Here is a 17,604-nt window from a genome sequence, read left to right on the forward strand (position 1 = left end):
TGCCAAGCCCTCACGGTTTGGCTATTATCTTTCTTGAAAATATCTCAATTGAGGGCCTTTAGCTCAGCTGGGAGAGCGCTTCGCTGGCAGCGAAGAGGTCAGCGGTTCGATCCCGCTAAGGTCCACCATTTTTCGTAAGGCTTTTTTTAGAAGGCCTTTTTTTTGTCCAAAATCTAAAAAGGCATCGTTAACAACATTCTAAACACTTATGAAATCAATTACTTGGTATCTGGTGTTTGATCTCTTCTTCCGTTGTTCCAAAACTAACCATTGTGACTCAAAATGACTGAGGTTGGCTATTCGTAGCCAAAAATCTGGCTACGCCGATTAGCCTCCCCTTCATGCACTGTCACAAAATTAGCCTTTGGTTTGTAACCATCTAAATTCCTTGAGCAATTTCACTGGCGACCCGCTGGCTAGCTAGGCTAATCCAGCAAATCGCCTTAACAACTTTAAGGAGAACTAAAATGACAAAACCTAAATCAAAACAAAACGTTAAAAAAGCAATTACTACTGATCACCTCGCCCTTAGAGAGCTGAGGCTTGAGTGTGGCATGACGCTTAAAGAAGCTGGTGCAAAGTATGGCCTGACTTCAAAAGGCATGGGAGCAATCGAAAATGGACGTGTGAGCCTTAACCATGAAAAGATTGATGCCATCACCAACTCTTATGGTCTCACCTACTTAGATTTTGTGAAAGCCAAGCGATTAATTGAGAAGGGAGCAAAAAGAAGGCCTAAGAGAACATTTGTAAAAACTGTCCTTAAAAACTCAGATCGTCGTAGCTATCAAAAAATTGTCACAAAAGAGTGCAAAGTTTTACGATCTCTTAGACGTATTAAGAAAATCTCCCAAGATCAAGCATCGGCTATGTGTGGCTATTCAAGGCCAACTATCGGGCATATTGAAAATGGTAGGATTGAGCTTAGTGAGGAGCGTATACGCCATATTGTGAAGTCCTACGGCTATAAATTTTCAGACTTCAAGGATGCAATGGAGAAAGTAGAGCTTCGAGATACTATTGTGGACTCTTGTTTGGAGAAGATTGATCAGCTTGATGATACTAAGCTTGAGGTTGTTAAGAACTTGTTAGGGAGCCTCTGAGGGGGCTTCTTCTACTTAATCAACAAATGTTGTATCCATCCAATCAGTATAGTCTGTATCATCTAAAATATTATAACGATAATAGTCATACAAATACTTAGAATATTGATTATTGATAGTTTCATTATTTTTAACTGCATTAACGAACTCTAAGATAATATCATTCTCAACTTTCACTTCACCAATATTTTGAATTAAATAATCCACCTTTTTGAAAAAAAATAGTTTTCTATTTACTCTCATTTCAAGATGGTCACTATTTACTAATTTAGTAAGAAAGCTCTTACGATGGCCTTTAGTTACTTTTATAAATTGTTGGATATTTTTATAATGAATTAGACTTTCAAGCTCTATGGTTTCATCTATCAGTAGCTTTTCATCTAGGACAACTAAATAATAGCAAAACTCTAATAAGCTTAGTTCTCCACTAAGAAGAGGATTGTCATTTAAAACTAAGTATAAAAATAACGTTTTTTCTAGGCTAGATTTTGAAATATTGCTGAAATTCACTTTCATTATTACTCCAGTATTAAGAAAGAACTATTTTGCACTTTCATCACAGTAAATATGTTCTTTAAATTTTATATTATTACTAGTGAGAGCTTCATGAACATATCGATGTAATGATGAATTTAATCCTAATCGAATATAAGACTGTAATTCATAATTTAAAATGAGTTCATTCTCAATTTTTTCAATTGAAATGGTTAGTTTCTTATTGGAAACATTTAATAATTTATCTGCGTTTAATTTCATGTTTAAAGATTCAATATTATTATATTTACTATACAAACACTCAACCATATCATTCGATGCAAACACCTTCTCTAAAGCCTCCAATTTAATTGGCTCCAAAATAAGACTCCCATAACAGGAATACTTATAAACATCGGCATTACTTTTATTTAATTCATATATAAATAGGATAATAAAGGAAATATATATTATAGAATGCGCCAAGAAAAACCCTTCAAGACTGATATTAGACCCTTTCCCCTTCCCCCATAAAATAGCTGGATAGGTATATGAGCATATAATTAATACTCCTATATATAAATAAACAAGAAATTGAAAAAAGGTAACTGGTTTTTTCAATGGCTACCCCTTGTTTACAAGCAAAGCATGTAGTTTCTCATAGTCAGACTTCCTTAGACTCAGATAGCGACCGTCTTTTTGGCCATTGTCATTCATGTAATAGATATAAAAAGATTTATCATAATCAATTTTAAAAATTCGATCTAATGGAATTAAATCTCTCTTTCTAATCCCCATATTAATTTTAAGAACACCATCCTCAACAACTAAGGAGGGTGTATGATACACCCAAGTCAGAATCACAGATAAAAAAATCACCAAAACAACAAACTCTAATGGAATAATTTTAAATAAATGGATAGGATTCAAACGAAATTTAAAAAGTAATATAACTGCTGTAACTAACATTATAATAATTTCTGGGATTACTAATACCGACAGGATTTCACTTAATGGACGCTTAAATTTATATACCTTTCTTTCGTTCATAGATTATAACTTTACTCCTAAAGATATTTCACCGTCAGTACTTGGAAGACAGCTGTAGAAAATTAAAACTGACTTTAATATATTAATTTGACCGCTGTAAATAAACATCCGAATACAAGTCCTTTTTATAATCTAGTATATAGTCAGAATCACATTTGTAAGCGTTGCCGATTATATAAGGCTGATGCACCTTTACTTGAATTGGCTCTCCTACGTTACCACCTGCTTTAGCAACACTATTCTTAAAATGATTTTCAACATTAAGAGCATTTTTTTGATGAAAAAAGAAAAGCTCTTCAACTTCCTTTATAAACTTACAGTATTTTAAATTAGGCTTCATCAACACAACATCTTCACCACCAATAGAGTTTGCTCCTCCTTTTGTTAAAGGAGGATGATGCGAGCAAGATGCCAACAGAAAAGTAAGTAGTGAAATATAAATGAATTTCATATACAATTATTGTATTGCAATAACAGATTGAATTAAAGCGAAATTATGAGACTCAATACAATTATAAAGTTCATATTACTCACATTAATGTGCCTCGGCCTTATGGGTACGAGCTGTATCAAAGAAGGTGGATACGTATATAAAAAATACGAACTAAACCAATGTCCTCCTCTCGAGTACATTCTACCACTTCACAATGGGACGAATGCGAGCAGAGTTGAATTAAGTGAAATGCCTGATTGGAATTGTGTAAGACTTTCATCATATCAATATTTCAAAAACAATAACAGAATAGGCCCTTTATATGCTCCTATTCTTCAACGTGAAAAAGATAAGTGTTTTCTATATGTTGGATTCAGAGCTCTTTTTCCAGATCAAGTTGGAGGTATAAAGGCTGATACTACAGATCCAACGAAAGCATATACATATCCTATTGGAGTTCAGAATATTGATGCTTTTACTAACGCTTTGCTGAATGGAACAAAAATGTTGCCGGTTATGGCAGGTGAAGTTAAAACGAGTAAATCGGATAAAGAAGATCTCGAATTCTGGTGTAAAACCTTAAATGGTGACAATAAATGAAGTTAAACAAATTTCAAGCAGCTTTTATATTACCAATTACAATTCTAATTTCAATACTAATTACTGGTTTTATTTCAGATCAGGTAAAAGTAAACTTTACTGTTATCGGTATTATATTATCTCTTTTTTTACCATTTATTATATTTTCAAAAAAATTAGTCAATCATCAGGACTTAAAAAAATCGAAACAGTTGTGGCTACTGAACATATACTTCATTATTGATTGGTTTGTTATGAGCTGGTTATTTTATAGAGAAAGTTCTGACGTAACATTCATATCATTCTACGATAATCTGATTCAAGCACTAGATGGATTCACAGCAGTAGTGTTGCTAGGTTTAATATACTGTCTCGGCTTAATAAATTTTGGGCTATTTAATATTAATAAACAAATAAATGACAATGTTAATACACAGCAATCTAAAAGGTAGTATTATTAAAGACGATACTAACTTAATCATTACCAATACTAAGCTCTTTTCTTAAATCTTCTTTTGATACTGATATTATTTTTGGTGCTCCACGTTTGCTAGCGCTCTCTTTATATTCATAAATATCAATAACTAAAAAGAAAATAACTTTGCCATTTATATTTACATAATTAAATGTACCCAGCTTCTCGGACTCAATCTCAATTACATTATCACTATCTTTAAATATAACTAAGTAACCAAATTCTGAATTATAATCACAGCAATAATGGTGAACTTGACCAAAGCCATCTTGAACCTTTTTCTTAATTGAAGAATTAGAAGAATCTATACTAATGTACTTTGCATCTAAAATGATACGGGCTTCATTGGACTGAGAAGTAACAAGATCAGCTCTCCCCGATGAAGAAGAAGGCTCGATATTAAATTCAATCCCTTGGTCAAATAAATATTGATATAAGTGATTTGCTAATCCTTTTTCTTTGTCATCACAATATTCAATTTCTCCCCTAGCTATTAAACACAGCTTCTTTCGATTAAACCATTCTGCTGAGTGCTTATATTTATATAAAAGAAGCATTAAGGTCTGAGAAGAGTCTAGCTGCTCATCTAAATGATCAGCTAAAAATTCAACACATGAGTCATTTATATTTTCGATATACTGTTCCACTCCACCAGAATGAGAACCTGTGAAATAATAAGATACTCTTACTAGGTGATTGTTATCATGATCATTTTCGAAATGATTAATTAAATACTTGAGACTATAAAATACTCCAGCAACATAGTCTGTTTCCGATTTAAAGTTTGAAACTTGTCCACGATCTAAAGCATGACAGACATCTTCATCCGCTATATTAGATTTAACAAGCACTTCATTTAGGATATTTTTAAAAGCAATATTTTCTTCAATAAACTGTAGAAAAAAGGATAACCTTTCACCATATTGATTAATTAGAGCAGTCTTAACCCTCCTCGTTCTTGTTTGAAGTAAATATCTCGTTCTTTGACTAATTTGTAAGTCCATAATCTCTACCTAAAAATATTATTAATTTGCTTAGTTATTTTTCTTAAACCTAGTTTTGTTGAATCATAAGTATCTTTTAATTTGAGATTACTTTTACAACCTCTACAAATAGCAGCTCTTTTGTAAACAACATCTCTTAACTGAATACGACTATCTAATTTACAAGCAGGACATGGTACATTAATCCACGTTCTCGTAAAATCAAAATTAGATACACTTAATTTCATTTTTATCATGTTTAAAAATCTCTACTTTGAGAAGAAGAGTGAGTTCCTTGCTGAATTTGGGAGCCCATAATTGGACCTAAAAAGTTCGTAATATTATAACTAGCTGTTTCAACTTTTCGCTGATCGTCTTTGGAAAATGATAAATTTTCTCCTAGAACTCCATCTTCTTCAAGCTTTAACGACCAACGGAGTATTGTATTTCTTATTGAATCTAGAATTTTAAACAAAGCTGAAGATTCAACATGGAGTGAAGAAACTAAATCAAAACCTATTTTTTCCATCAACATTTTAACTGTTGTATCCGAAAACTTCATTTCAAAAACCCCATTAGGTTCAGCATTCGACAAAAGATGATCAAGCTCCGGAACAGATTGCGAACAAAACCGAGTAGAATAAAGCTCTCCTTCCTTTTCATTCTCAAAAAATACTTGCTGTGCGCCATGATAAGGATTAAATGCTTTTACAACGCCTCTTACTTGTCTATACATCGGGAAGCCTTCACGACTGTCAATGGGATAACCATTTAATTCATGATTCAGCCACTCTATAAATTCCACTTGCTTCAACTTTGTAGCAACGAGAAGGGCTTTTCTTAATAGCTCAGAAATAGAAACTTTGTTCGATACAGCATCTAATTGTAATTCTCTCACAATTGAACTCATGGCACCTCCTAGATTCCTAAAAAATTTAAAATATCTTTTGAATGATTTGCAATAAAAGAACTAACTGAAATTAAAGACGAAGTATTAGATAAAAAACTCCATGCATCTTGCATCAATGACTTATCTCTGTGTTCAGCAGGTAGAGCAACCTGCGACTTTAGTAGTTTTACGTTTGCTAATGAGGCTTCTTTATCAATATTAGGAACATCCTCTTTCATTATCGAATTCATCAGATTCTCAAGTACCCCAGAAATATTCACACTTGAATTTCCATAAGTCTGAGAACTATTAATTGTTCCTTGTTGAATTTGTGAATTAGACATATTTTCTACATATATATAACTTCTGCTCATCGGAGGAAAATTCTCAGTTGAATTTTTTGGATCTTCATAGAATTCTTCGATCTCTTTTACTCCTAAATGTGTTATTGAAACGATACCCCCAAGGGCCCTAAACTCAATTAAACCTTCATCAGAGAGAAATCTTCCAATTGTATCAACTTCTCTATTACATAAATTAACTTTGTCAGCTATATCATTTAACTTAATAAAACAAGTTGTATCGCCATCTGCAGTTTTATAAATCTCTTCTAAAACTAAAAATCGCATTTCTTTCTTACTCTTTGTTTGTTCCATCGTCCCTCCAGATCGACTAACTCATAATACTCATCTCTACTTCTATAAATTGGTAGCGAATTGATATATAGCAACCCTTTAAAATAAATTTTCTTTTATAAAACAAGAAAAATAAGTACTTACGATTCGAAATGTTTAAGTAAAAAATTCTGGCAGATAAGATAATCAAAAAAACAGATGCACCAATTAAGAACTATAGCTAAAAGTTATTAAATATGGGTAGTTACTCTTCACTCCCTCCCTGCGGTGCGTCCTCTCCTTATTATTGTAGGATAATCAAAGTTTTCTGTAATTTTTCAATGATATCATGAGATTTTCTGCGTCTATATACTTAGCAACACCCATTGGAGATGAGGTAAAATTACCGACTCATGAGGATTTAACTAAAGCGATGGTAGAGAACTCCGTTGGATATCTTATCGTTGTAGTAATTCCCAAAATTAATTTCCAGTCTAGACTCAAGCTACTAGCGCAACTTTTTCAAATGTTGAATAACACATCAGCTAATTCCTTATTCCTAAATGGTATACTACTCTCTACTCCATCTTCACTTGTAACACTTATGATATAATATCCCATTAAGAAGCTTTCTTTAATTGAGGTTATTTCGTAGAGTGTACCATTATAAAGGATTCTATTATCCACTTCTAGTTCAACAAACCCTTCTTTTACATTTCTACGACCTAAGAATGCTAAAGTAAAAAGTATTGGCAGAAGAAAACTATAAATAATAAGCCATTCCTTCAGTTTCATAGTATAAAACTCTTGTTTTCCCATACTCCACATAACGAGAAAGAAAATAACAAAAGTGATTATATACCAAGCAAGCATCTAAGAACATAAGAGAGAAAATATCTATAATAGTCACCTGAGCTAAGAATATCTGGATATAGTTTATATTTCATATATATTCACTCTATCAAAGAGATCAAAAAAATGTGTCTAATGTCCCTTTTCGTTTATCTTGCATAAAAGAATCATTTAGATACAAGTCTCGTGAAAAAGTCAACCTGCAATAAATAAAACATCATAGCCCAAAATAGTAGTGTCTATTCATAAGCTAACTCACGTTTTATTATTTTCGTTTGTATACTTTTGGATTGTTTAACATAGTCTCTCCCCTTCGAGTTATTTTCAATAACTACTGATACTGTTCCATCTAATCCAATAAAAATATCATCAGTAGCCTCTTTATAAAAATCTAAATTATCAAGAAACTCTATTGATTTATAATTACCCTTTACAGTATTTAAAAGCATATGAAATACATCTCTTAAAATACCATGTATAATATCTTGTCCAGATTCATTCGCTTCTACTTTTGTGTATATATAATTAATTCCGTCAACTTCACCTTCATAATACACAACATCTAAGCCTGAGTTTACTCTTTCACTTTGCAAAAGGTTTGCCATATCTTCAAAACCAAGGATTTTTAAGATCGATACATAATGCATACGCATTATATACGATGAGAACATTTGACATTTATCCCAGTCCTCCATATTAATTTCACCAAAAGTTTTAGGATCTTTAACTAGAATATTTGGTATCACATTTGTTTTTTCACTTTTACAAAGTAGTCGTGTCGCAACGATATATCCCTTTACTTCGACATCTTTATTTTTATCCAAATCGTGAATTGATATTCTCGTAAACTGTTCTAACCAAGAACGATATGAGCCATTTGTAAAATTGACTGCATTCTTGACTCCTCTTCCTTTAGCTTCTGCTAAGAAGAAGCTTTTCACATCACGTGCACAAAAGAAATCAGGTTTATCACCTTGTCCGTTTTTTCTGATAGTAATATTAAATGAATGCTGCAAATTAGAACTCTTCAAGGATCGATCAACATCCCAGTAATACTTAATTCCCCAATGCTCAGAGAGCATCATTTTACAAAAAGCACGTCCAAGAGCGTTCGACTTTCCCCTCCGAATTTCAGACGAGTCTCCGAGGCCTCCATCAATAAAACGAAATTGTTTGTTATTACTATCTAGCATTTCAAGAGTTTGATGATCTTTTGCAATAAGTAAATTAAATTCATCAAAATATAAATAATGACTTAGCTTCTTGTGATCAATATTAATCTCTGTAACTGGTATCGTTGTATCACTCGCTCGCAATAAAGAAATTGGAACAGGCTCACCTTTAAATAAATCTAACTTTAACTTCATATTACAATTCCTCGATTAAATTTAAAATTTATAAGTATTATGAACAGCTATAACTGCATGATAGATAATAAGAAACTTAAAAAATTATTTTTTAACTAGCGCTATATAATAATTCAAAGGGCCCTTCTTAAACTTACTCCCTTTTATTAAATGCATATAGTAATATCTGAACCCCAAAAATATACTAATTAATAAAACAATTCCTTGAAGTATACCTTGAGCCCCGACTTCTCCCTTTCTCATGAGTTGAAAATTTAAAAGTAAAATAAAAGCAGAAGAAAGAATACTCCATCCCCCCCAAAAAGTATATTTTTCCTTTAGGAATTAAACGAAATAATAAATAGAAACAAAAAGGCACACAAATCAATGTTGTAATTATAGGTGAAGCAAGATTTGAAATTTCAAAAGCATTTTCAAATGCTCTAAATATTAGTAAAAGACTTACTCTTGTGAATAAATTTATAGACATTCCAGAAGCGATCATTAGCACAACAAAAGTTGGAATACATAGTATCCACCTAAATCTAAGATTTAACTGCTCGAACTTATCCAAAAGCCACTCTAGTCCAAAATATAGAAGTGTTATAACAAATAGAATTAAAAAATCTATCAAGAGGGCAACTGAACCATCAGGGTTATACAATAAATCATTTATCGGACTTGGATGGGGTCTCATATTCTAATTTCCTTTTCTGTAGTGCTCTATTCGTCCTAAAGTTGAGTAAACTTAAACAAACTCCGTCATAATTTCGGGCAGATGCACACACCTCAATATAATAGATAAATGATATGAATACCTTACGACCGATAGCTTCAAGTACCCTATAGAAAAGAGTTATATATTTTTTCAAACGAGCTATTTCCATAAAATACGCCAAGCGTCTTCTTATTGATATTCTTAGATATTCAAAGTTTTCTGTAACTTTTCGATGATATAATGAGATTTTCTGCGTCTATATACTTAGCACCACCTATTGGAGATGAGATGACATTACCGGTTCATGAGGATTTGACTAAAGCGATGATAGAGAACTCCAGATGGATCTCTTATCGTTGTTATAATTCCGAATACGATCCAGAGAAGAGAAGAGACCTTCATCAGTCTATCATGTTAAAGGTTTTAGCTACAAACGATCGCTTTTGGAACAATGAGATTAGATCACCTAATGGATGGGTTAAAACGGTAGTCAGTAGAGCAATTAGTACTTATCGACGTGAAGAGGCCTCCATTCCAGATTTTGATGAATTTAATGAAGACACACATCTCATAAAGAACAAGCATGTCGATAATGAAGATAAGTACTTAATAAAATCAGTTCAAAAGTTTATGTTTGATAATTTTTCAACAAGAGATCAAGAAATCATGAATCTAGTCCTATTAAGAGAAGAGTACGAGAAGATCGGAGATATTGTTGGAATGAAATCAACAAGTATCGCAAACACAGTAAGTAAGCTAAGAAAAGAAGTTCAAAAGTTTTTAAAAGGAAATGAAGATGAAAACTAATAAAAGCTTTGATGACATAATTGATATTTTTGAAAGAAATCACGTAGATGAACTTAATATCAATGAAGAAATGCTGAATGATTTAGTAAAAAAAGAAGAGAAGAGAAAGAAATCGTCTAAATACATTATTATTTTAAGATTTCTAGCATTAGTTGGTTTCTCATTCTTTTTCATACTAATTGCCAAGAATACATTAGAAGCGATTTTAATTGTTTCCGTACTACTTGTTGTGGCTCTAATTTCAGCAATGGAAATAAGATTTCAAGAAAAGTTAAAGAAACAAGATATCGGTAATACACTAGATGACTACTTAAACCAGAGAAGACTAATGCTTAAAGAGTGGATAAGACAGCTTAGAATCTCTCGCTATCTCTTCTACCCTATACTTCTAGGAATCGTTATAAACAACATCGTCTTTATGCTTAATGAAGAACACTTAGGCTTTAGAGTTGCTGGCATTATTTATATTTTAGTATTAATGGTGCTTGTCACAAAGAACATTGAGGGATCGATTAAAGACTATAAGAGAAAGCTTAAAGCACTAAAGTAAATCAAATCATTTAACTTGCAGAATAAAACTTAGTTTCTACTAGGAGGGATATCTTTGTCTAAAAATTCCAACAATAACGATTCAGGACTTGATCTAGTATCGCCATTAGCCGATATTTTGGTGATACTTGTTGAACAATTAACAAAGCTCATGACGTTTTTAGTTAATGAAGCCGTTAAATTTATTAGAGTAAAGTATCTAGGTCACAACCTATCAAACCCCATTAATCAAAAACATCTCAAAAAGAAGAAATCAACCGATGATTCAAGATTTCTAGGGTATTCGATAAATAATAGAAGACTCTACCCTCTTAATGACATTAATACAGGAAAGCATACCGCTGTAATTGGCTCTACAGGTTCAGGGAAGACTGTATGTTTACAATTATTAATTGATCATGCATTGACCACGGGCAAGCCAGTCACTTACTTTGATCCTAAGGCCAGTATTGAATCTATTCGAGACTTTAGAAATATGTGTGCAAATCAAGATAAGAAGCTCTATCTCTTCACAGATATCTCTGATGAGACGTCTTATTTTAATCCCCTACTTGATGGCAGTCTTGATGACATCAGCGACAGGATTATCAATGCACTTGATTGGTCAGAACCATTTTACAAGAATGAATCAATTGAGGCACTTGATCACGTCCTGCAAGCTCTTTATAAATCACAAACGACGATAACTTTTAAGAACATCGTTATTGAGTTAAATAAGCACCAAAACAAGAAGAATATCAAAGGGCTCATTAATCAATTAACAAAGATTAATAACTCACCTTATGGCGAGCTTTTAAATAATGAATCAAGTGATGTCCTAACATTTAATAAGCTTCGTGTAGAGAATGCTTGTATCTATATTGGAATTTCTTCTATGGGACATAGCTCAAGTGGACATATCTTAAATAAAGTCTTCTTTGGTGCACTCTTAACTCATGCTAAGGACTCACTTACTAATAAGGTTAGAGGGCTAAAAGATCCTCTTAGGAATCCAATGTCAATTGTCTTTGATGAACTTTCTAGCACAATACATGAAGGCTTTATTGATCTACAGAATAAGTGTCGCCAAGCTGGTATGGAAATTACTTATGCGACTCAAGGCCCTGCTGATATTGATCGTATATCACCTATTCTAACGGCCCAGATATTTGAAAATACCAATAATATCTTTGTCTTTAATCAGGTCGTCCCTACTCATACAGAGTTCTTTGCTCGTATTTTTGGAACAATCAGAAAAGATAAACTAACTCACGTCGTTGAAAATGATCAACGGCAGAATACTGGATCAGTTAGAGAAGTCGAAGAATTTATTGTTCATAGTAATATTTTAAGAAATCTAAGAGTTGGACAATGTGTCCTATTTCAAAGAATACCAAAAAGGATTGATCTAATTAATGTTCGCTACTTTAAAGCTCAAGCAAGAGTCCCTGACACAAAAGATCAGGCACAACTTGCAGGAGCAATCTTTAACTAAAGGCTACTTATGAATTACTTAGAAAATATAAACCCAAGCTACTTTGAAGTTCTCTATCCTCTAACGAAGTGGAAAATACTTAGTATTAAGGATTTAAAAGAAGAAGCTGAGTACAACGGAAGTCTTTCTGGCTTTTATAAGATTATTTCAAAGTTAGAAAAGAATCTTCTTATTGATAGCTTTATTAATACTTGGACGAATAAGAAATATATCTACCTCATGCCTTCAGCTATCAAGGCCCTTGGAAAAAATATATCTACACTTAATATAAATCGTGACATCAGGTTTCACGATTCAATTGTGACAAGTATCACAAGAGAGTTTAATACATATCCCTTTATTGAAGAAGTCTTCCTTGATTTTCAAACAAGAGAGAAGTTTCCTTTGCTAGAAAGAGTTCCCGATAGTCTCTTAATAGGAAAACTTGGAAGATCATTCAATATTGCAATTGAAGTTGAGTTAACACAAAAAAGCAGTGATCGAGTGAAGGAAATTATTAGAACCTACTCATCCTCTAAATTGGTTAATCAAGTTCTATATATTACTGATAAGAAGTCCATCTTAAATGCCTACCAAAAGTATTTAAATGAACTAGGAGAAGAAATATCTAAAGAGAAGATCCTCATTATGTACATGAAGGATATGGCCAAAGGCAAAGTAGAGATTATGAATTCCCCTGTTCTTTTTAAAGATAAGGTCACAACGCTTAAAGAATTATTTGGAACAGCATGAGGTAGCTTCAAGGTAATGTATGGGTAATGCTCTTCCAATATAGTCGAGGGCATTTTTCCAAACCTATTTAACACATTAAAATTATTCGCTTATTTTCGTCTCGATTGTTGACCTCTCCCTCACTACGTAAACTTGAAGGAAGAGGTCACCAAGTCGAGACTCCAAACGCGAATCATGGAGAAAAAATGAAAAAACAAAATAAGAAACTAATCGTAGAAGAGCAATTCACAACAAAAGGACGAGCACAAAATGCAACCTGCACATGCAAAATATTCGAGCTTAACAATACTAGTCATTATCACGTCGTACTATCTGGCCCCGATGCTGAAAACTACACAGGTCGATCAGTATCGAATCACTTTGAGCACTTTGCAACAGCAATTAAGGAGAAGTTCTTAACGAATATCCACCCGAAAAATATTAAATGGTTTGAACATATGAATTGGAAAGATCAATCATTGGATGATCTTCTGTTAAGTGTCTCAATGAAATTTTCTAAGAAAGAATATTGTAATACATCATGGGGAGCTTCTGTTGATGCTTAACTCTGGCAAAGAAGTGACGTTGTTAAATAGTAAAGAGCTGGCAGTAAAGTTAGGTGTTCCTATTAATACAATCTACTATTGGGTAAGTAAGAGTGACATTCCTTATGTGAAACTTGGCAAGCATAACCGCTTTAATTATGAGGAAGTCATCGAATACTTTCAAAGTAAAACGAAACAAAAGAAAGATTTAAAGTAGTTAGGGGGTATGATGGATAGTTTTGAATATGCTGGTTACAAAGATAATTATAAACGCTATACTGAGCAAGTTGATAGGGATAATCCCCTATCAACCATGCTCTTTGACAATTTAGAATGGTTAACAACGGCCGAAGCAGCTTACTACTTAAGAAAGTCAAAAGATGCGATTAGACAGATGGTGTGCCGTGGACAATTACGGGCCCGTAAATTTCATCGTCGTCTTTACTTTCGCAAAGTAGAACTAGATCAAGCACTGGATACCTCTTTTTATTAAAAACGGAGGTATATATGGCAATTACTAGTTATGAAAAAGACGGCAAGACTTATTACAGAGTTTATATTCAAGAACGAAGCAGTAAGGATTGCACCGTCAGAGTCCAGCGATCAAAAGCAGGAATCGAATCATTAGCTCAGGCAAGACGAGAAGAAAAAAAGCTAACCAAGCGAGTGTTTGAACTTGTAGCGAGTATCGAGGCGAAAGGCATAACTTGGAAAGAGTTGGCCCATCGCTGGGAAATGAGTGCACGAAATGGACTGGCCGGAAAGAAATATACAAGGCCAGTAATTATCCATCACGTCAACACTCTCTACATTCACACAGACACTTGGCTTGATAAACGTATTAAAGACTTAGGACGAGCTGATGGCCGTTATGTCATTAATAATCTTATCTCTGAAAATTACAGCCTCAGTCGAATCAAAGCGATCAAAGGATCGATTAATAAGATTTGGACTTGGGGAGTTGAAGAAGGCTTAATCACCGACGTTGTAAAAAGCCCAGTTCACGGACTGGTTATCGAAAGTGAAAAAAATAAGTACAAACCTATCCTCACCCTTGAGGAAGTTAGAAAACTTCTTTATGAAGCAGAGATAAGAAAACACCCTTGGCGTCACATTTGGGCGGTTGCTCTCCTCACCGGAATGCGATCAGGTGAATTATACGCCCTTACATGGGAGGACGTTGATTTCGATAACAACATTATCCGAATCACAAAATCCTATAGCTCACGAATCAAGGGTGTGAAATCGACCAAGAACTCAGAATGGAGAAACGCACATATCTCAGAAGACTTAAAAGAAGTCCTTCTAAAGATAAGAAAGCTTGATCCAAATTCTGAAAATGTTCTCCCACGAGCTGCGGGCTGGAGATGTGGAAACGCAGGCAAAGTTATAAGAGACTTCCTACATCGCATTGGAATTGAAAAGCACATCACTTTTCACACTCTAAGAGCTTGCTTTGCGACTCACGTATTGGCCTCTGGAGCTGAACCTACTCAGGTTATGAAAATGGGAGGCTGGTCAGATTTTAAGACCTTTCAAATCTACGTCCGTATGGCGGGTGTTGATGTGAAGGGAGTGACAGACGACTTCAGGGTGACTCCTAAAAAAGGGATTAAAAACTAACGTCCTTTCATTAAAATAGGTTAAATATACAGGAAGGAGAAGAATCTCTTTCCTGTCATTTTATATTTTCAAGCACTTACATGTAGAAATTGCCATTTTGTCAATTTCTGCTATACTAATTAAAGTTAACTTATTGAAAATCCGATAGGTTAATAAACAGTGAGGTTTAAATGGCGACAAAGTCTGTTAAAAACAAGTCAAAAAATGCATCTAAGTCTAAGAAGTTTCATAATAATGAAGCTTTAAATGATGTTTTAAAGATTCTTGTAAAAGCTTCCAGTAACGAAACTCAAAGTTTTTCAAAAAAACAAAAACAATCATTTATCAATACAATTGCTCAGCAAATAAATTCTTAAATAGAGCAAGATCATGCAAGCTCATAAACTAAAAAAGGTTGAAAAGTACAACTTATCACAGGGTACTATATTTGAAATTTCAAAGCTGAGATTAGAGATAAATGGTAGAAAAAGAGCGATTAGAACAATCTATCCAGAAGTTAATTTTAAAAATATAAAATATGCAGTTTTACTTACACAATCATGTGACCTAGTTAATGACCTTGTGTTTGAAAAGAAAGGTGGAAAGCTAGACAAAGGCCCTTTCCCGCAAAAGTATAAATATAGAACCACAAAGGTACCACACTTAACATTCTGTTTGCTTGAGCCTATTGATAAATTTATAGATCGATTTACAACAATAAATAAGGATGACTTCATAATTGATCTAGATGATTACATCGACGGTCTATCTAGTACCTTTAATGTAGATATTTTTTCTAAAGAAAGAGCCTTAGTTACAATTGAGAAGGAGGTCGAAAGATTGTTGCAAAATAACCATCCTTGGGCATTCTTCGTTTCTCTCCCCCCTAAAAGTAAAAAGCAATACTTTTTTGCAAACTTAACAAAGATACTGCCAGTCAAGGTCACTCATTATGAGTCTATTTTAGATCTAGCAGAGTTCCAATTAAGTGGTGAATTTTCAGATAAACTTGCATGGAAACTTGCGAGTCTATACGGAAGAGTTGGAACAAAAGACTATTCTTCCGTAGAGATAAAAAAAATAAGTTCTGATATCTTTACAATAGTTGAAAATAAAGTATTTGGTTTATCTAAAAAGTTCACAGACTTTGATTCAGATACTTTTAAAAAATTAAAAAAAGAGCTTAACAAAGCAAAGAGCTCAGCAACGCCAGAAGTAAACGTTGCTCAAGCAATAAAAAATGCATTTAACAAGGATACATAGCTTTTTTCTTCTCAATATGACCGGACGTGACTCACGTTCGCTCTGTTGTTAATGATCCTTACTTAACTTGTTGGATTAACTTAAACCAAGATAAATCCACCAAAATAAAAAAGCCCACTCAACGAGTGGGCTTTTTTGTTTTTATGGATATTAGTAAGCGATCTAATTGCTCTTGGCGGTTGCCTACAGGATGTAGGTATGTCGCGGAGGCCATGGATGGCCGAGAGCGACTCCCATGCAAACTTGCCAACATTCTTAACTAACTTCCCAAAAAACAATTTCGCTTTAATATATGGCTCTAGGTCACTTTCCGTTGATCTTGTATTAAGAAAAGCATCTGGAACTTTTTATGTTTGTGTTTAGTAGCGCTTTTTGACGCTTTTACTTTACTGTTAGACAGTGAAACTTTTTTTCTGATATAAGCTCATTATCTTTAAGATTTGTAACTACAATTTTAAGTCCGTCTTCAGTTTTTATATAATCTCTTACGATCTCAATAAAATACTTATTCTTATATTTTCCAGCGAAGACCTCACTAAGAGTATCCTGAGAACAACTTCCCATAGTGTAAGCATTAACATAGTTATTCGTTAAAAATTCTCTCTTTAGTCCATCAGTGAAAACTCGATCAGTATAAAATGAGAAGTGAACATCGAATGCATGAGTACCGTCAACGATAACTTCCTCAATGTTTACATTAAAGTCGGCAAAGTTATTCTCGCAGTGATATTGAGATTCAAATTGTGGACATGCATATATTGCAGTGGCCATGAGTAATACTAAAATAGTTTTCATTTTTCCCCCTAAGAATATTTAAACTATTATCAGAAATTAAGATTAATTGGTCAATTATTGTGCACAGCAACTACTTTATAATTGTTTTAGGTGCTTTATTTTATGACTAATTCGAAAAGCCTTTTGAAAATAGACTCATTATCTAAATTCTTAAGTTCTCCCTGTACTGAATAGCAATATATGTCAGCAAAACAGAGTATTTCAGGGTCTGGTTTACAAAAAATAACATCAAAAGCTAGCCTGTTTTTTCCATATAAGCCCCGATGTATCATTTTTGCAGAAAATATTAACAAATCCCCTTTTCAATATTTAGCTCCAGGTCACTTTTCGTTGACCTTGCGT

The 17,604-nt window shown here is 33.4% G+C and carries 24 protein-coding genes and 1 tRNA gene; 14 read left to right on the top strand and 11 right to left on the bottom strand.

The features are described from left to right. Nucleotides 1–52 precede the first annotated feature (52 nt). Both DAY19_RS14360 and DAY19_RS14365 read left to right on the top strand, forming a co-directional pair. Nucleotides 53–128 (top strand) — tRNA-Ala (locus tag DAY19_RS14360). Between the two features lie 339 nt (nt 129–467). Continuing rightward, the gene (locus tag DAY19_RS14365; protein ID WP_115363668.1) at nt 468–1,103 is read left to right on the top strand and encodes a helix-turn-helix transcriptional regulator; all 636 of its coding nucleotides are present in this window, start codon (nt 468–470) and stop codon (nt 1,101–1,103) included. A 15-nt stretch (nt 1,104–1,118) separates the two neighbouring features. On the opposite strand, the gene DAY19_RS14370 is transcribed toward DAY19_RS14365, so the two are convergent. From DAY19_RS14370 to DAY19_RS14385, 4 genes are all read right to left on the bottom strand, one after another. Further along, nucleotides 1,119–1,619, bottom strand: coding sequence for a hypothetical protein (locus tag DAY19_RS14370; RefSeq protein ID WP_115363670.1), 501 nt, complete (start codon nt 1,617–1,619; stop codon nt 1,119–1,121). Nucleotides 1,620–1,643: 24 nt separating this feature from the next. Continuing rightward, on the bottom strand, nt 1,644–2,198 hold the full coding sequence (locus tag DAY19_RS14375) for a hypothetical protein (protein WP_115363672.1): 555 nt from the start codon (nt 2,196–2,198) through the stop codon (nt 1,644–1,646). Nucleotides 2,199–2,201: 3 nt separating this feature from the next. Beyond that, the gene (locus tag DAY19_RS14380; protein ID WP_115363674.1) at nt 2,202–2,627 is read right to left on the bottom strand and encodes a hypothetical protein; all 426 of its coding nucleotides are present in this window, start codon (nt 2,625–2,627) and stop codon (nt 2,202–2,204) included. Nucleotides 2,628–2,709: 82 nt separating this feature from the next. Then, nucleotides 2,710–3,078, bottom strand: coding sequence for a hypothetical protein (locus tag DAY19_RS14385; protein WP_133296983.1), 369 nt, complete (start codon nt 3,076–3,078; stop codon nt 2,710–2,712). A gap of 102 nt (nt 3,079–3,180) precedes the next feature. Between DAY19_RS14385 and DAY19_RS14390 the strand changes: the two genes are divergently transcribed. Beyond that, a complete protein-coding gene (locus DAY19_RS14390; RefSeq protein ID WP_133296984.1) occupies nt 3,181–3,660 on the top strand; it encodes a hypothetical protein in 480 nt (159 codons plus the stop codon). Continuing rightward, nucleotides 3,657–4,091: a hypothetical protein gene (locus DAY19_RS14395; RefSeq protein WP_115363680.1), complete on the top strand. Its 435-nt coding sequence runs from the start codon at nt 3,657–3,659 to the stop codon at nt 4,089–4,091. The genes DAY19_RS14390 and DAY19_RS14395 overlap by 4 nt, the downstream gene beginning before the upstream one ends. Nucleotides 4,092–4,113: 22 nt before the next feature. On the opposite strand, the gene DAY19_RS14400 is transcribed toward DAY19_RS14395, so the two are convergent. The 6 genes from DAY19_RS14400 to DAY19_RS14425 all read right to left on the bottom strand — a co-directional run bounded on the left by DAY19_RS14400 (nt 4,114) and on the right by DAY19_RS14425 (nt 8,819). Further along, complete coding sequence (locus DAY19_RS14400; RefSeq protein ID WP_115363682.1) at nt 4,114–5,118, bottom strand: hypothetical protein; 1,005 nt, start codon at nt 5,116–5,118, stop codon at nt 4,114–4,116. A gap of 5 nt (nt 5,119–5,123) precedes the next feature. After that, a complete protein-coding gene (locus DAY19_RS14405) occupies nt 5,124–5,345 on the bottom strand; it encodes a hypothetical protein (protein ID WP_133296985.1) in 222 nt (73 codons plus the stop codon). A gap of 11 nt (nt 5,346–5,356) precedes the next feature. Beyond that, nucleotides 5,357–6,007: an AbiTii domain-containing protein gene (locus tag DAY19_RS14410; protein ID WP_115363686.1), complete on the bottom strand. Its 651-nt coding sequence runs from the start codon at nt 6,005–6,007 to the stop codon at nt 5,357–5,359. An 8-nt stretch (nt 6,008–6,015) separates the two neighbouring features. Further along, the gene (locus DAY19_RS14415; protein ID WP_115363688.1) at nt 6,016–6,642 is read right to left on the bottom strand and encodes a hypothetical protein; all 627 of its coding nucleotides are present in this window, start codon (nt 6,640–6,642) and stop codon (nt 6,016–6,018) included. A gap of 480 nt (nt 6,643–7,122) precedes the next feature. Continuing rightward, complete coding sequence (locus DAY19_RS14420; protein ID WP_133296986.1) at nt 7,123–7,395, bottom strand: hypothetical protein; 273 nt, start codon at nt 7,393–7,395, stop codon at nt 7,123–7,125. A 296-nt stretch (nt 7,396–7,691) separates the two neighbouring features. Next, on the bottom strand, nt 7,692–8,819 hold the full coding sequence (locus DAY19_RS14425) for a hypothetical protein (RefSeq protein ID WP_115363692.1): 1,128 nt from the start codon (nt 8,817–8,819) through the stop codon (nt 7,692–7,694). A 937-nt stretch (nt 8,820–9,756) separates the two neighbouring features. Between DAY19_RS14425 and DAY19_RS14435 the strand changes: the two genes are divergently transcribed. The 10 genes from DAY19_RS14435 to DAY19_RS14480 all read left to right on the top strand — a co-directional run bounded on the left by DAY19_RS14435 (nt 9,757) and on the right by DAY19_RS14480 (nt 16,467). Then, nucleotides 9,757–10,323, top strand: coding sequence for an RNA polymerase sigma factor (locus DAY19_RS14435; RefSeq protein ID WP_133296987.1), 567 nt, complete (start codon nt 9,757–9,759; stop codon nt 10,321–10,323). Further along, nucleotides 10,313–10,873, top strand: coding sequence for a hypothetical protein (locus DAY19_RS14440; RefSeq protein WP_115363698.1), 561 nt, complete (start codon nt 10,313–10,315; stop codon nt 10,871–10,873). The genes DAY19_RS14435 and DAY19_RS14440 overlap by 11 nt, the downstream gene beginning before the upstream one ends. A gap of 54 nt (nt 10,874–10,927) precedes the next feature. Next, nucleotides 10,928–12,346 carry a type IV secretory system conjugative DNA transfer family protein gene (locus tag DAY19_RS14445; RefSeq protein WP_115363700.1) on the top strand — a complete coding sequence of 473 codons (1,419 nt, stop codon included), beginning with the start codon at nt 10,928–10,930 and terminating at the stop codon, nt 12,344–12,346. 9 nt (nt 12,347–12,355) lie between these two features. After that, a complete protein-coding gene (locus DAY19_RS14450) occupies nt 12,356–13,078 on the top strand; it encodes a hypothetical protein (protein ID WP_115363702.1) in 723 nt (240 codons plus the stop codon). A gap of 185 nt (nt 13,079–13,263) precedes the next feature. Further along, nucleotides 13,264–13,623 carry a hypothetical protein gene (locus tag DAY19_RS14455; protein WP_115363704.1) on the top strand — a complete coding sequence of 120 codons (360 nt, stop codon included), beginning with the start codon at nt 13,264–13,266 and terminating at the stop codon, nt 13,621–13,623. Continuing rightward, nucleotides 13,616–13,819 carry a helix-turn-helix domain-containing protein gene (locus tag DAY19_RS14460; RefSeq protein ID WP_115363706.1) on the top strand — a complete coding sequence of 68 codons (204 nt, stop codon included), beginning with the start codon at nt 13,616–13,618 and terminating at the stop codon, nt 13,817–13,819. Before DAY19_RS14455 ends, DAY19_RS14460 begins: the two co-directional genes overlap by 8 nt. A gap of 12 nt (nt 13,820–13,831) precedes the next feature. Continuing rightward, nucleotides 13,832–14,095: a helix-turn-helix domain-containing protein gene (locus DAY19_RS14465; protein ID WP_158536925.1), complete on the top strand. Its 264-nt coding sequence runs from the start codon at nt 13,832–13,834 to the stop codon at nt 14,093–14,095. A gap of 14 nt (nt 14,096–14,109) precedes the next feature. Beyond that, complete coding sequence (locus DAY19_RS14470) at nt 14,110–15,225, top strand: tyrosine-type recombinase/integrase (RefSeq protein WP_115363710.1); 1,116 nt, start codon at nt 14,110–14,112, stop codon at nt 15,223–15,225. Between the two features lie 170 nt (nt 15,226–15,395). Further along, nucleotides 15,396–15,581: a hypothetical protein gene (locus DAY19_RS14475; protein WP_115363712.1), complete on the top strand. Its 186-nt coding sequence runs from the start codon at nt 15,396–15,398 to the stop codon at nt 15,579–15,581. A gap of 13 nt (nt 15,582–15,594) precedes the next feature. Further along, entirely contained in the window at nt 15,595–16,467 is an 873-nt protein-coding gene (locus DAY19_RS14480; RefSeq protein WP_115363714.1) for a hypothetical protein, read from the top strand. Between the two features lie 381 nt (nt 16,468–16,848). Here DAY19_RS14480 and DAY19_RS14485 read toward each other — a convergent pair whose 3' ends face one another. After that, complete coding sequence (locus DAY19_RS14485; protein ID WP_115363716.1) at nt 16,849–17,262, bottom strand: hypothetical protein; 414 nt, start codon at nt 17,260–17,262, stop codon at nt 16,849–16,851. Nucleotides 17,263–17,604: the final 342 nt, after the last annotated feature.

This window comes from Halobacteriovorax vibrionivorans, from assembly GCF_003346865.1.
In the GTDB taxonomy this organism is placed as follows: domain Bacteria; phylum Bdellovibrionota; class Bacteriovoracia; order Bacteriovoracales; family Bacteriovoracaceae; genus Halobacteriovorax_A; species Halobacteriovorax_A vibrionivorans.